This is a genomic window from Pseudomonas sp. Pse1 (assembly GCF_024519635.1).
Lineage (GTDB): Bacteria > Pseudomonadota > Gammaproteobacteria > Pseudomonadales > Pseudomonadaceae > Aquipseudomonas.
Map to the genome: position 1 here is coordinate 169,640 of NZ_JALJRO010000005.1, position 13,889 is coordinate 183,528.

Annotated in this window: 11 protein-coding genes; 9 read left to right on the forward strand and 2 right to left on the reverse strand. The window is 62.3% G+C overall.

Going from position 1 to position 13,889, the window contains the following annotated elements; translation table 11 throughout:
• Positions 1 to 92 precede the first annotated feature (92 nt).
• Complete coding sequence (locus tag NR126_RS09995) at positions 93 to 1,859, forward strand: SulP family inorganic anion transporter (RefSeq protein ID WP_027620078.1); 1,767 nt, start codon at positions 93 to 95, stop codon at positions 1,857 to 1,859.
• 2 nt (positions 1,860 to 1,861) lie between these two features.
• Here the strand turns inward: NR126_RS09995 and mnmC are convergent, their stop codons facing one another.
• Positions 1,862 to 3,850: a bifunctional tRNA (5-methylaminomethyl-2-thiouridine)(34)-methyltransferase MnmD/FAD-dependent 5-carboxymethylaminomethyl-2-thiouridine(34) oxidoreductase MnmC gene (gene mnmC / locus NR126_RS10000; RefSeq protein WP_256830113.1), complete on the reverse strand. Its 1,989-nt coding sequence runs from the start codon at positions 3,848 to 3,850 to the stop codon at positions 1,862 to 1,864.
• Positions 3,851 to 4,045: 195 nt separating this feature from the next.
• Between mnmC and pap the strand changes: the two genes are divergently transcribed.
• The 3 genes from pap to NR126_RS10015 all read left to right on the forward strand — a co-directional run bounded on the left by pap (position 4,046) and on the right by NR126_RS10015 (position 7,939).
• The gene (gene pap / locus NR126_RS10005; protein ID WP_027620080.1) at positions 4,046 to 5,569 is read left to right on the forward strand and encodes a polyphosphate:AMP phosphotransferase; all 1,524 of its coding nucleotides are present in this window, start codon (positions 4,046 to 4,048) and stop codon (positions 5,567 to 5,569) included.
• A 105-nt stretch (positions 5,570 to 5,674) separates the two neighbouring features.
• Positions 5,675 to 6,859: a thiolase family protein gene (locus tag NR126_RS10010; protein ID WP_256830114.1), complete on the forward strand. Its 1,185-nt coding sequence runs from the start codon at positions 5,675 to 5,677 to the stop codon at positions 6,857 to 6,859.
• A gap of 114 nt (positions 6,860 to 6,973) precedes the next feature.
• Complete coding sequence (locus tag NR126_RS10015; protein WP_027620082.1) at positions 6,974 to 7,939, forward strand: DMT family transporter; 966 nt, start codon at positions 6,974 to 6,976, stop codon at positions 7,937 to 7,939.
• A 37-nt stretch (positions 7,940 to 7,976) separates the two neighbouring features.
• Here NR126_RS10015 and NR126_RS10020 read toward each other — a convergent pair whose 3' ends face one another.
• The gene (locus NR126_RS10020) at positions 7,977 to 9,371 is read right to left on the reverse strand and encodes a class II fumarate hydratase (protein WP_105753781.1); all 1,395 of its coding nucleotides are present in this window, start codon (positions 9,369 to 9,371) and stop codon (positions 7,977 to 7,979) included.
• 193 nt (positions 9,372 to 9,564) lie between these two features.
• On the opposite strand from NR126_RS10020, the gene NR126_RS10025 reads away from it, so the two are divergent.
• The 5 genes from NR126_RS10025 to NR126_RS10045 all read left to right on the forward strand — a co-directional run bounded on the left by NR126_RS10025 (position 9,565) and on the right by NR126_RS10045 (position 13,889).
• Positions 9,565 to 10,086, forward strand: a complete 522-nt coding sequence (locus tag NR126_RS10025) for a DUF2059 domain-containing protein (protein ID WP_027620084.1) — start codon at positions 9,565 to 9,567, stop codon at positions 10,084 to 10,086.
• A gap of 12 nt (positions 10,087 to 10,098) precedes the next feature.
• A complete protein-coding gene (locus NR126_RS10030) occupies positions 10,099 to 10,398 on the forward strand; it encodes a BolA family transcriptional regulator (RefSeq protein WP_027620085.1) in 300 nt (99 codons plus the stop codon).
• Between the two features lie 100 nt (positions 10,399 to 10,498).
• The gene (locus tag NR126_RS10035; protein WP_027620086.1) at positions 10,499 to 11,440 is read left to right on the forward strand and encodes a rhodanese-related sulfurtransferase; all 942 of its coding nucleotides are present in this window, start codon (positions 10,499 to 10,501) and stop codon (positions 11,438 to 11,440) included.
• A 36-nt stretch (positions 11,441 to 11,476) separates the two neighbouring features.
• A complete protein-coding gene (locus NR126_RS10040) occupies positions 11,477 to 12,079 on the forward strand; it encodes a DsbA family protein (protein WP_177327275.1) in 603 nt (200 codons plus the stop codon).
• On the forward strand, positions 12,072 to 13,889 hold the full coding sequence (locus NR126_RS10045) for an ABC transporter ATP-binding protein (RefSeq protein ID WP_256830115.1): 1,818 nt from the start codon (positions 12,072 to 12,074) through the stop codon (positions 13,887 to 13,889). The genes NR126_RS10040 and NR126_RS10045 overlap by 8 nt, the downstream gene beginning before the upstream one ends.

A 13,889-nucleotide genomic window follows, 5' to 3' on the forward strand; every position in this document is an offset into this window, starting at 1 on the left:
CGGCTCCCCCTCGGTCATTCTCGCGATTCTTCACAAGTCCCTGAACAACGCTGACGGGCGCTACACATCTTCCACACTTAGGGGCCAGACCCATGAACCTTGCGGACTCGCCGTCGCCAAGTCCCGAGCCGGGGCGCATCGTGCGCAAGACCGGCGTCAACACCGGCTGGAACCGCTGGCTGCCCGGATTTCGCACCTTGCGCGAGTACCAGATCGCCTGGTTGCGCCACGACATCCTCGCCGGTCTGGTGCTGACCACCATGCTGGTGCCCGTGGGTATCGCCTATGCGGTGGCATCCGGGTTGCCTGGCATCTATGGCCTGTATGCGACCATCGTGCCGCTGATTGCCTATGCCCTGTTCGGTCCCAGCCGGATTCTGGTGCTGGGCCCGGACTCGTCGCTGGCGGCGGTGATCCTCGCCGTCATCCTGCCGCTGTCCGGTGGTGATCCGCAGCGCGCCGTGGCCCTGGCAGCGGCGATGGCGATTGTCTCAGGCGTGGTGTGCATCCTCGCCGGCATTGCGCGTCTGGGTTTTATCACCGAGTTGCTGTCCAAGCCGATTCGCTATGGCTACATGAACGGGATTGCCCTGACCGTATTGATCAGCCAGTTGCCGAAGATGTTCGGTTTCTCCATCGAGTCCGAAGGCCCACTGACCAACCTCTGGTCCATTGCCACGTCAATAGTCGACGGCAAGAGCAACTGGATCACCTTTGCGGTCGGCGCCACGACCCTGGCGGTGATCCTGCTGCTCAAGGGCAACAAACGCATCCCCGGCATCCTCATCGCCGTGGTCGGGGCGACGGTCGCTGTCGGCGTGCTGGATCTGGGGGCGAGTGCCGGGGTCTCGGTGCTCGGCGCGTTGCCCCAGGGCTTGCCGGCATTCGCCATTCCCTGGATTACTCGCGAAGACCTGGTCCCGGTGTTGATTGGTGGCTGCGCGGTGGCGCTGGTTTCATTCGCCGACACCAGCGTGCTGTCAAGAGTCTACGCGGCGCGCACCCGCAGCTACGTCGACCCCAACCAGGAAATGGCCGGTCTGGGCTTTGCCAACCTGGCGGCCGGGTTCTTCCAGGGCTTTCCCATCAGCAGCAGTTCGTCGCGGACCCCGGTGGCCGAAGCCGCAGGCTCGAAAACCCAGTTGACCGGGATCGTTGGTGCTTTGACGGTGGCCTTGCTGCTGATGGTGGCACCGAACCTGTTGCAGCACCTGCCCAATGCCGCACTGGCGGCGGTGGTGATTGCCTCGGCGATCGGCCTGATCGAAGTCGCCGACCTGCGGCGTATCTATCGCATCCAGCGCTGGGAGTTCTGGCTGTCGATTGTCTGCACCATCGGCGTTGCGGTGTTCGGTGCGATTGAAGGGATCGCCCTGGCCATCGTGCTCGCCGTGATTGAGTTTCTCTGGGATGGCTGGCGTCCCTATTCCGCGGTGCTGGGGCAGCCCGACGGGGTCAAGGGCTACCACGATATCCAACGTTATCCACAGGCCAGTTTGATCCCCGGGCTGGTGCTGTTCCGTTGGGATGCGCCGCTGTTTTTCGCCAACGCGGAACTGTTCAACGACCGTGTGCTGGACGCCGTGGCCGCCTCGCCGACGCCGGTACGCTGGCTGGTGGTGGCCGCCGAACCGGTGACCAGCGTCGACGTGACCTCAGCCGATGTGCTGGCGGAACTGGACGAAACCCTGCATGCAGCGGGCATCAAGTTGTGCGTGGCCGAGATGAAAGACCCGGTCAAGGACAAGCTCAAGCGCTTCGGCCTGTTCGCCCGTCTGGGCGAAGCGGCGTTCTTTCCCACAATTGACGATGCGGTCAGCAACTATCTGGCGCTGTATCCCGGCGACCGCCAGCACTGAAATCATTGGCCGGCCTTGCCCCTGATCAATTGGCGCAAAGCGAAGCGATTGGGGTGGCAGGCCTCAGCCACACCGCGCGGCAGCGGCAACGGTTCGTTGTCCAGCCAGGCGGCCAGCAATTCGCCGGACAGCGGCGCGGTGATCAAGCCGCGCGAGCCGTGGCCGCTGTTGGCGTAGAGGCCTTCTAGCCACGGGCAGGCGATGTCCGGAACCTGCCGCGCATCTCGGGCCAGGGCTGCATAGGCCTCTATGAAGGCCTGGCGATCGGCGAGCGGGCCAACGATGGGCAGGTAGTCCGGGCTGGTGCAGCGAAAGGCGGCCCGGCCTTGTAACTGCTGCGGATCGAGTTGATCGGCGTGCAGACGCGTCACCAGGTCAGTGGATATCTCTTTGAGCATTTCCAGGTTGCCTAGGTGTTCGGCGGTGGTCGGCGTCAGATCGTCGCTGTGGAAATCGAAGCTGGCGCCCAGGGTGTGTTCGCCCAAGCGGGCCGGAGCGACGTAGCCTTCGGCGCAGACCACCGTGGAAAGGCACTGGCTGTCGGCGGTTTGCGGCAGGCGGGTGATTTGCCCGCGAATGCGCTTGAGCGGCAGTTCGGCGCTTTGCGCGAAACGCTTGATTTCGGCGGCGCCGGCGAGGACCACCAACGGCGCGCTGGCCAATAAGCTCTCGCCGTCCCAGGCTTGCCACTGATCATCGACCTTGCGTAACTCCACGGCCTCGCGGTGACTCAGCAACTGCACGCTGGGGTGGGCCGCCTGCCATTGGCACAGCGCTGGCGGGTGCACCCAGCCGCCTTCCGGGTAGAACAAGCCGCCGTGCTCCAGGGCTACGCCTGCGCGGGCCTCGGCCTGCTGTTGATCAAGCTGATGCACCAGATCGGCGGGAAAGGCCGCTGCCAGTTGCGCCTGGCGCTCGGCTTCCTTGGCGTTGAACGCCAGTTGCAGCACGCCGCAGTCGTCCCAGTCGCTGCCGCGTTGCAGGTGTTCGAGCAGACGGCGGGTATGGCCGAAACCGCTGACGATCATCTGTGACAGGGCGGTGCCATGGGCCGAAAGCTTGAGGTACAGCACGCCCTGAGGATTGCCCGAGGCTTCCTGGGCCAGATCGGCATGACGCTCCAGCAGGCTGACCTGCCAGCCACGGGCTGCGAGGCTGGCGGCGCTGGCGCAACCGGCCAGGCCGGCACCGATCACCAGCGCGCGACGTTCACCGCGCCATGGCGCCGGGCGGGCGAACCAGGGTTTGGCGCTGGCGGCGGGCGGGATGTCTTCGGGCCAGCCAAGAAACGCCCCGCGCAGGATCTCCCATTTATGACCGATGCCCGGCGTGCGGCGCATTTTGAATCCCGCGGCATTGAGCAGGCGGCGTACCCAGCCGGTGCTGGTGAAGGTGCTGATGGTCGAGTCGGGGGCTGCCAGGCGCGCCAGTTCGGCGAACAGTTCGGCGGTCCACATGTCCGGATTTTTTGCCGGGGCGAAGCCATCGAGAAACCAGGCGTCGACCTGGGCATCGAGTTGCGGCAATTGCTCCAACGCATCACCTATCAACAGGGTCAGGGTCACGCGCCCGTTATCCAGCACCAGTCGCTGGAAACCCGGGTGGATCGCCACGTACTGCGCCAGCAGTTGATCGGCGAAAGGTTTGAGCTGCGGCCAGAGCGCCAGCGCTCGCTGCAGGTCGGGTGGGCTCAGCGGGTATTTCTCGACGCTGATGAAATGCAGGCGCGCACCGGCCACGGCCTGTTGCTCGAACAGTTGCCAGGCACAGAGAAAATTCAGCCCGGTGCCAAAGCCGGTTTCGCCAATCACCAGCTTTTCGTTTGCCTTAAGTGCGGCAAAGCGTTCACTCAAGCGGTTCTGCTCGATGAACACGTAGCGGGTTTCGTCAAGGCCCGACTGATCGGAAAAGTACACGTCGTCGAACACCCGCGAGCGCGGGCGGCCTTGGTCGTCCCAGTCGAGTTGGGCGTGGGGCAGTGCAGGATTCATGGCAGGCTCGGTGTGGGCAAGGCGGGCATTCTAGCTGATCGCGAAGAACGTCAACGATGACGCGGGCATTTTGAATAAACGCGGCGCTCTCGAGTTTTTCGCGAGCGGGCTCGCTCCTACAAAAAGCAGAGCAGCATTGCGCACACGAGGGCCATCAATCCGCTAGTCTTGAGCCATCTTGGAAGGGAGTCAGCCATGTTCGAATCCGCCGAAATCGGTCACGTGATCGACAAAGAAACCTATGAGGCCGAAGTCCCGGCGCTGCGTGAAGCCCTGCTCGAAGCTCAGTTCGAATTGCAGCAGCAAGCGCGCTTTCCGGTGATCGTGTTGATTAACGGTATCGAAGGCGCCGGCAAGGGCGAGACGGTCAAGTTGCTCAATGAATGGATGGATCCGCGGCTGATCGAAGTGCGCACCTTCGACCAGCAAACTGACGAAGAGCTGGCGCGGCCACCGGCCTGGCGCTATTGGCGAATGCTCCCGGCCAAGGGCCGCATGGGGGTGTTTTTCGGCAACTGGTACAGCCAGATGCTGCAGGGGCGGGTCCACGGCCTGTTCAAGGACGCAGTGCTCGATCAGGCGATCACCGGAGCGGAGCGCCTGGAAAAACTGCTGTGCGACGAAGGTGCGCTGATCTTCAAGTTCTGGTTCCACCTGTCCAAGAAACAGATGAAGGCGCGCCTCAAGTCGCTGCAGGACGATCCGCTACACAGCTGGCGCATCAGCCCGCTGGACTGGCAGCAATCGCAGACCTACGACAAGTTTGTGCATTACGGCGAGCGGGCGATCCGCCGCACCAGTCGCGACTATGCGCCGTGGCACGTTATCGAAGGGGTCGATCCCTATTACCGCAGCCTGGCGGTCGGCAAGATTCTGCTCGAGGGCCTGCAGGGGGCGCTCAAGCGCGCCAAGCTCAAGCCGGAGAAGGTCAGCGCCGCGCCATTGACCACCAGCGTCGACCATTTCAGCCTGCTCGACAGCCTCGACCTCAACCAGCGCCTGGACAAGAAAGACTACGAAGAGCAACTGATTACCGAGCAGGCCCGCCTGGCCGGCTTGTTGCGTGACAAGCGCATGCGCCGGCACGCGCTCATCGCGGTGTTCGAGGGCAACGATGCCGCCGGCAAGGGCGGGGCGATCCGCCGTGTGGCGGCGGCGCTGGACCCGCGTCAGTACAGCATCGTGCCGATTGCCGCGCCGACCGAGGAAGAGCGTGCGCAACCTTACCTGTGGCGCTTCTGGCGACACCTTCCAGCGCGCGGCAAATTCACCATCTTCGACCGCTCCTGGTACGGCCGGGTGCTGGTGGAGCGCATCGAAGGTTTCTGCACCCAAGCCGACTGGATGCGCGCCTACAGCGAGATCAACGACTTTGAAGAGCAGATCAACGCCTCCAATGTGATTGTGGTGAAGTTCTGGCTGGCCATCGACAAGCAGACCCAGCTGGAGCGTTTCCAGGAACGCGAGCAGATCCCCTTCAAGCGCTTCAAGATCACTGAGGACGACTGGCGTAACCGCGAGAAGTGGGACGACTACCGCACGGCTGTGGGCGACATGGTCGACCGCACCAGCACCGAGGTCGCGCCCTGGACGCTGGTGGAGGCCAATGACAAGCGCTGGGCTCGGGTCAAGGTGTTGCGCACCATCAACCGCGCCCTGGAAGCAGCGTTCGAGAAATCCGACCGGCATGCCAAAAAGCACAAGGACGACAAGAAGTAGTTCGATGGGTTTGCATACGCGAGGTGAATGATTGTCGCGGTCAGCGATCAGGTGGATCTATGCTCGATTCACTTCTTTCAATGACAACAACATTCGAGGTATGCCATGCGTGAAGTAGTGATCGTCGATAGCGTACGGACCGGCCTGGCCAAATCGTTTCGCGGCAAGTTCAACCAGACTCGCCCGGACGACATGGCGGCCCATTGCGTCAACGCATTGCTGCAGCGCCATGGCATCGATCCGGCCAGCGTCGAGGACTGCATCGTCGGCGCAGGCTCCAACGAAGGTGCCCAGGGTTTCAACATCGGGCGCAACGTCGCGGTGCTCTCGTGCCTGGGCACCGGCACTGCCGGCATGACCCTCAACCGTTTCTGTTCCTCGGGCCTGCAGGCCATTGCGATTGCCGCCAACCAGATCGCCTCGGGTTGCAGCGACATCATCGTCGCCGGCGGTGTCGAGTCCATCAGCCTGACGATGAAAAGCGTCAACACCGACAACCTGATCAATCCCTTGCTCAAGGAGCAGGTGCCGGGGATTTACTTCCCCATGGGCCAGACCGCTGAAATCGTCGCCCGACGCTATTCGGTCAGCCGTGAAGAGCAGGATCGCTATGCCTTGCAGAGCCAGTTGCGTACCGCTCAGGCGCAGGCGGCCGGGTTGTTCAGCGACGAAATCGTGCCGATGGCGGTGAAATACAAGGTTGAGGACAAAAACTCCGGGGAGGTGCAAATCCTCGATGGCATCGTTGACCGCGACGATTGCAACCGTCCCGACACCACCTACGAAAGCCTCGCCGGATTGAAACCGGTGTTCGCCGAAGACGGTTCGGTGACGGCAGGCAACTCTTCGCAGTTGTCTGACGGCGCCTCAATGACCCTGGTGATGAGTCTGGAAAAGGCGTTGCAACTGGGGCTCAAGCCCAAGGCGTTTTTCCGTGGCTTTACCGTGGCCGGCTGCGAACCGGACGAGATGGGTATCGGCCCGGTGTTCTCGGTGCCCAGGCTGCTCAAGGCCAAGGGCTTGCAGGTGGCGGATATTGATCTGTGGGAACTCAACGAAGCCTTTGCCTCGCAGTGCCTGTACAGCCGCGACCGACTGGAAATCGACAACGACAAGTACAACGTCAACGGCGGTTCGATCTCAATCGGTCACCCGTTTGGCATGACCGGCTCGCGTCAGGTCGGTCATCTGGTGCGTGAGTTGCAACGGCGCAATCTGCGCTACGGCATCGTCACCATGTGCGTCGGCGGTGGCATGGGCGCGAGTGGCTTATTCGAAGCGGTGCGCTAGCCTGGCAGCGACCGATACAGTCCCAGCAGCGGCTGGTCGCCAACTGTCACTGTGTGTGCGCGGCGAGGAAGCCTAGAATGGGCTTTTCTCGCCGTTGGTTCTTTTGGGGTTCGCATGCACATTTCGTCCGGTCGCTGGGGTTACGGTCTGTTCCTGGCGCTGTTGACCTCTTTCTTGTGGGGAATCCTGCCGATCAAGCTCAAACAAGTGCTGGTGGTGATGGACCCGATCACCGTCACCTGGTTTCGCTTGTTGGTGTCCGGCGGTTGCCTCTTCGTCTACCTGGCCGCCACTCGCCGGCTGCCGAGCCGCCAGGCGCTGGGGCCGAAAGGTGGCTGGCTGGTACTGATGGCGGTGTTCGGGCTGGTGGGTAACTACATCCTGTACCTGATGGGCCTGAATCTGCTGAGCCCCGGCACCGCTCAGTTGGTGGTGCAAGTGGGGCCGATCCTGCTGCTGCTCGGCAGCGTGGTGGTGTTCAAGGAACGCTTCACCCTCGGGCAGGGCATTGGCCTGCTGGTGCTGATGGTCGGTTTCGGCCTGTTTTTCAATGAGCGCCTGGCCGAGCTCCTGACCTCCTTGAGCGACTACACCGCCGGCGTGTTGCTGATTCTGGCAGCGTCGACGGTCTGGACCTTCTATGCGATGGGGCAAAAGCAACTGCTGACGGTGTGGAACTCGCTGCAGGTGATGATGGTGATTTACCTGTTCTGCGCAGCACTGCTCACGCCTTGGGTGCACCCGCTGGAAACGCTGGCGCTGACGCCTCTGCAAGGCTGGCTGTTGCTGGCGTGCTGCCTCAACACCCTGGTTGCCTATGGCGCGTTTGCCGAGGCGCTGGCGCACTGGGAAGCCTCGCGGGTGAGTGCGACCCTGGCAATCACGCCCTTGGTAACCTTCGCGGCAGTGGCGCTGGCGGCCTGGATTTGGCCCGAGTTCGTGCACGCCGAGCAGATCAACAGCCTGGCCTACGGCGGTGCGGTGCTAGTGGTGCTGGGTTCGGCGCTGGTGGCGTTGGGGCCTTCGCTGATTGCCGGGCTCAGGGCGCGGCGGTTGCGTGCGGTGGGTGGTCAGAGCTGATCGCCGCTGCTTATAAAAGCAGCGGCGAGGAGCGGAATCAGCCCTGCTTGCCGGCCTCGAGCATGTTTTCCGGGCGCACCCAGGCGTCGAACTGCTCGTCCGTCAGGTAGCCCAACTGCAACGCCGCTTCGCGCAGGGTCAGGTTTTCTGCGTAGGCCTTCTTGGCGATCTCGGCCGACTTGTCGTAGCCGATGTGCGGGTTCAGCGCGGTCACCAGCATCAAGCCACGTTCCAGATGGGCAGCCATTTGCTCGGCATCCGGCTCCAGTCCGGCGATGCAGTGCAGTTGGAAGTTACTGCAGCCATCCCCCAGCAGACGGATCGATTGCAGCAGGTTGTGGATGATCACCGGCTTGAACACGTTCAGTTGCAGGTGACCCTGGCTCGCCGCGAAGCCGATCGCCACGTCGTTGCCCAACACCTGGCAGGCCAGCATCGACAGGGCTTCGCATTGAGTCGGGTTGACCTTGCCCGGCATGATCGAGCTGCCGGGTTCGTTGGCCGGCAGCTTGACCTCAGCAAAACCGGCGCGCGGGCCAGAGCCGAGCAGGCGCAGGTCGTTGGCGATTTTCATCAGGGTCACGGCCAGGGTTTTCAGGGCGCCGGACAAGTTGGTCAACGGCTCATGGCCGGCCAGCGCAGCGAACTTGTTCGGTGCGGTGACGAACGGCAAGCCGGAGAGGGCGGCCAGTTCGGCGGCAATCGCCTCGCCAAAACCATGGGGCGAGTTGAGCCCGGTGCCGACGGCGGTACCGCCCTGGGCCAGCTCGCAGACCGCCGGCAACGCCGCGCGAATGGCGCGTTCGGCATAGTCGAGTTGGGCGATGAACGCAGAAATTTCCTGGCCGAAGGTGATAGGCGTGGCGTCCATCATGTGGGTACGCCCGGTCTTCACCAGCTTCATGTGGCGCGCGGCCAGTTCGGCCAGGCCGCCGGATAGCTCGTTGATCGCCGGCAGCAGGTGCTGTTGCACGGCCTGGACAGCGGCAATGTGCATGGCGGTGGGGAAGCAGTCGTTGGAACTCTGCGAGCGATTGACGTGATCGTTCGGGTGCACCGGAGTCTTGCCGCCACGCGGGTTGCCGGCCAACTCGTTGGCGCGACCGGCAATCACCTCATTGACGTTCATGTTGCTCTGGGTGCCGCTGCCGGTCTGCCAGACCACCAATGGGAATTGCTCGTCGTGTTCGCCGTCGAGCACTTCGTCGGCAGCTTGCTCAATCAGCCGGGCGATGTCGGCAGGCAGGTCGCCATTGCGATCATTGACCCGCGCCGCGGCTTTCTTGATCAGCGCCAGGGCGTGCAGGACAGCCAGTGGCATGCGCTCGGTGCCGATGGCGAAATTGATCAGCGAACGTTGGGTCTGGGCGCCCCAGTAGGCGTCATCCGGGACTTCAACCTGGCCAAGGCTGTCGGTTTCTATACGGCTCATGGGTCACATTCCTTTAGGGCTGATAGCGCAGTTTAGGTCCTGTTTGTCACCTGAGGTTCCATCAGTCGACTTTTCCACGCTTTTGTTGCTGCCCGTCAGGCCGGCCAAGGGGTGGGGGTTGAGCACGTGTGTTTTTTAGGCGCAGAATGGCTGCCCTTGGGGTTTAACCTCGCCAGCTAGAAAAGGACACTCGATGACCCGTCTTCGTGCCATCTGTACTGCGGTTGCTCTGGTCTGTGCCAGCGGCCAGGCTTTCGCCGATACCGCCAGCCACAACGCCAGCGCCGAGGCCTTCCTGACCCTGGCGCATGCTGACAAGCTGGGCACTCCGGTGTACATGCAGGTGCAGCAGATGTTCGCCCAGCGCTTTGCCCAGACCCAGGCACCGGAGTCGAAAAAAGCCCTGCTGGAAACCTACCAGGCCAAGGCCAACGCCGCGCTGGATCAAGCCATTGGCTGGAACAAGCTGAAGCCGGACATGGTCAAGCTGTACACCAGCAACTTTAGTGAATCCGAACTCAAGGACCTGGTGGCGTTCTACAAGTCGCCTCTGGGCAAGAAAGTCCTGGAAAAAATGCCTCAGCTGACCCAGCAGTCGGCCCAGATGACCCAGGCCAAGCTGGAAAGCGCAGTGCCGGTGGTCAACAAGCTGTTGGCCGACATGACGGCCGAACTTGATCCAAAAGCGGCCGCCGCCGCGAAGAAAAAGCCATAAGCGGAGCCCGCAATGACCATGCAACAACGTATTGAGTCGACGCTGAGCGCGTTGCAGCCTGCTCACCTGGAGGTGCTGGACGAAAGTCACATGCACAGCCGCGGGCTGCAGACCCACTTCAAGGCAGTCGTGGTCAGCGAGCAGTTCGCCGGACTCAACAGCGTCAAGCGTCACCAGAAGGTCTACGCCACCCTGGGTGACCTGATGGGCGAGTTCCATGCCCTGGCGCTGCACACCTACACCCCTGAAGAATGGGCAAAGATCGGCGTCGCGCCTGCGTCACCGACCTGTGCCGGCGGCAGCAAGCACTAAACTTCGGTTTTTGCTAGAATCCGCAACGCGCCGCACAGTCGGCGCGTTTTTTTTTGATCCGGTTCACCCTTTGCGAGGGTAGCCACCTGGAGAAATACCCATGACACAAGCCATTGTCGTGGCGGCACTGTATAAGTTCGTCACCCTGGAAGATTACGTCGCCCTGCGCGAGCCACTGCTGCAGGCAATGGTTGATAACGGCATCAAGGGCACCCTGCTGATTGCCGAAGAAGGCATCAACGGCACCGTTTCCGGCAGCCGTGAAGGGATCGATGGCCTGATTGCCTGGCTGAAGAACGACCCCCGCATGCACGATATCGATCACAAGGAATCCTACTGCGACGAGCAGCCGTTCTATCGGACCAAGGTCAAGCTCAAGAAAGAGATCGTCACCCTGGGCGTTGAAGGCGTCGACCCGAACAAAAAGGTCGGCACCTACGTTGATCCAAAAGACTGGAACGCGTTGATCAGCGACCCGCAAGTGCTGTTGATCGATACCCGTAACGACTACGAAGTGTCGATCGGCACCTTCGAAGGCGCCATCGACCCGAAGACCACCAGCTTTCGCGAATTCCCCGACTACATCAAAGCCAACTTCGACCCGGCGGTTCACAAGAAGGTCGCGATGTTCTGCACCGGCGGCATTCGTTGCGAAAAAGCCTCGAGCTACATGCTCAGCGAGGGTTTCGGCGAAGTTTTCCACCTCAAGGGCGGGATCCTCAAGTACCTCGAAGAAGTGCCGCAGGAAGAAACCAAATGGCAGGGCGACTGCTTCGTGTTCGATAACCGGGTCACGGTTCGTCACGACCTGAGCGAAGGCGACTACGATCAATGTCATGCCTGCCGTACGCCGGTAAGCGTTGAAGACCGTGTGTCCGAGCATTACGTGGCCGGCATCAGTTGCCCGCATTGCTGGGATACGCTGAGCGAGAAAACCCGCCGCAGTGCCATCGACCGGCAGAAGCAGATCGAACTGGCCAAGGCTCGCAACCAGCCGCACCCGATCGGCTACAACTACAAGCAACCATCGACCGAGGCCTGAACCATGTCCGCGCGCCTGCTCTATGTGATGGACCCGATGTGTTCCTGGTGCTACGGGTTCGCCCCGGTGGCCGAGGCATTGGTCGAGCAGGCGCAGGCCGCAGGCGTCGAGTTGCACATTGTGGTGGGTGGTCTGCGCACCGGTAGCGGCGCGGCGCTGGAGCCTACGACCCGACGGTATATCCTCGAGCACTGGCAGGCGGTCCATGAGGCCACCGGTCAGCCGTTCAAGTTCGACGGCGCGCTGCCCGACGGTTTTGTCTACGACACCGAGCCCGCGTGCCGGGCCCTGGTCGCGGCGCGCAGCCTGGCACCGGATTGTGCGTGGACACTGCTGAAGCTGATTCAGCAGGCGTTTTATGCACAGGGTCGCGACGTTACCCACGCCAGCGTGCTGGTGGAACTGGCCGAACAAGCGGGCCTGCCGCGTATCGAATTCGCCGACGTGTTCGACCGTGCCGAGCAGCATACGGCCACCGCTACCGATTTTACCTGGGTCCAGGATCTGGGCATCGCCGGCTTTCCGACCCTGCTGGCCGAGCGCAATGGTCAACTGGCTTTGTTGACCAATGGCTATCAACCGCTCAGCGAGCTGTCGCCGCTGCTCGGTCGTTGGCTGGAGCGCGCCGCCTGTGTATGACCAGCCTGACGGTGGGACACAATCCAAACGGGTAGATCGACTGAGTTGGGCCGAAATCCGTCGTCTGGCGCTGAAACACAAAAAAGCCTTGTGGATCGCCAACGGCGTCGCCGTGCTGGCGACCCTGTGCAGTGTGCCGATTCCTTTGCTGCTGCCGCTGCTGGTGGATGAAGTGCTGCTCGGGCATGGCGATGCTGCGTTGAAAGTCATGAACCACGCACTGCCAACGGCCTGGCAAAGCGCTGCTGGCTACATCGGCCTGATGCTGCTGATTACCCTGACGCTGCGTTGTTCAGCCCTGTTGTTCAACGTGGTCCAGGCCAAGCTGTTCGCCGGTCTGGCCAAGGACATTGTCTACCGCATTCGATTGCGCCTGATTGAGCGTCTCAAGCGTATTTCTCTGGGCGAGTACGAAAGCCTGGGCAGTGGCACGGTCACCACCCACCTGGTCACCGACTTGGACACCCTGGACAAGTTTGTCGGTGAAACCCTGAGTCGCTTCCTGGTGGCCATGCTCACACTGGTGGGCACCGCCGGGATACTGATGTGGATGCACTGGCAGCTGGCATTGCTGATCCTGCTGTTCAACCCGCTGGTGATCTACGCCACGGTGCAGTTGGGCAAGCGGGTCAAGCACCTGAAGAAGCTGGAGAATGACAGCACCTCGCGTTTCACCCAGGCGCTGACCGAAACCCTCGATGCGATCCAGGAAATCCGCGCCGGCAACCGCCAGGGCTTTTTCCTCGGCCGACTCGGGAGCCGCGCGCAAGAGGTGCGCAACTATGCAGTCAATTCGCAATGGAAGAGTGATGCGTCGAGCCGTGCCAGCGGTTTGCTGTTCCAGTTCGGCATCGATATCTTTCGCGCCGCGGCCATGCTCACCGTGTTGTTTTCCGACCTGTCGATCGGCCAGATGCTCGCGGTGTTCAGCTACCTGTGGTTCATGATTGGCCCGGTCGAGCAATTGCTGAACCTGCAATACGCCTATTACGCCGCCGGTGGTGCGCTGACGCGGATCAACGAGTTGCTGTCGCGCGCTGACGAACCGCAGTACCCGGCAGGCGTCGACCCGTTCAAGGGGCGAGACACCGTGGGCATCGAGGTCCAGGGCCTGAGCTTCAGTTATGGCGACGAACCGGTGCTGGACCAGATGAACCTGATCATCGCCCCGGGGGAAAAGGTCGCCATTGTCGGTGCCAGCGGTGGCGGGAAGAGCACCCTGGTGCAGTTGCTCCTGGGGCTCTACACGCCGCAAGCCGGGGCCATTCGGTTCGGTGGCGCAACGCAGCAGGAGATTGGCCTCGACACCATCCGCGAGAACGTCGCCGTGGTGCTGCAACACCCGGCGTTATTCAACGACAGCATCCGCGCCAACCTGACCATGGGCCGCGAGCGCAGTGACGAGGCGTGCTGGGCGGCTCTGCAGATTGCTCAACTCGACAGCACGGTCAGGTCGCTGCCGCATGGCCTGGACAGTATTGTCGGGCGTTCCGGGGTACGCCTGTCCGGTGGCCAGCGCCAACGCCTGGCAATCGCGCGCATGGTGTTGGCGGAGCCCAAGGTGGTGATTCTCGATGAAGCCACTTCGGCGCTGGATGCCGCCACCGAGTACAACCTGCACCAGGCCCTGGCCCGGTTTCTCAGTGGCCGGACCACCTTGATCATCGCCCATCGCCTGTCGGCGGTTAAACAGGCGGATCGGGTGCTGGTGTTCGATGGCGGGCAGATCGCCGAAGACGGCGACCACCAGCAATTGATTGCCGAGGGTGGCTTGTACGCCAAGCTGTATGGGCATTTGCAGCAGTTGTAG

Coding starts and splice junctions, on each gene's coding strand:
- NR126_RS10010 (WP_256830114.1), top strand. CDS start 5,675: ATGCGTGAAGTAGTGATCGTCGATAGCGTACGGACCGGCCTGGCCAAA.
- NR126_RS10015 (WP_027620082.1), top strand. CDS start 6,974: ATGCACATTTCGTCCGGTCGCTGGGGTTACGGTCTGTTCCTGGCGCTG.
- pap (WP_027620080.1), top strand. CDS start 4,046: ATGTTCGAATCCGCCGAAATCGGTCACGTGATCGACAAAGAAACCTAT.
- NR126_RS10040 (WP_177327275.1), top strand. CDS start 11,477: ATGTGTTCCTGGTGCTACGGGTTCGCCCCGGTGGCCGAGGCATTGGTC.
- mnmC (WP_256830113.1), bottom strand. CDS start 3,850: ATGAATCCTGCACTGCCCCACGCCCAACTCGACTGGGACGACCAAGGC.
- NR126_RS09995 (WP_027620078.1), top strand. CDS start 93: ATGAACCTTGCGGACTCGCCGTCGCCAAGTCCCGAGCCGGGGCGCATC.
- NR126_RS10030 (WP_027620085.1), top strand. CDS start 10,099: ATGACCATGCAACAACGTATTGAGTCGACGCTGAGCGCGTTGCAGCCT.
- NR126_RS10020 (WP_105753781.1), bottom strand. CDS start 9,371: ATGAGCCGTATAGAAACCGACAGCCTTGGCCAGGTTGAAGTCCCGGAT.
- NR126_RS10025 (WP_027620084.1), top strand. CDS start 9,565: ATGACCCGTCTTCGTGCCATCTGTACTGCGGTTGCTCTGGTCTGTGCC.
- NR126_RS10035 (WP_027620086.1), top strand. CDS start 10,499: ATGACACAAGCCATTGTCGTGGCGGCACTGTATAAGTTCGTCACCCTG.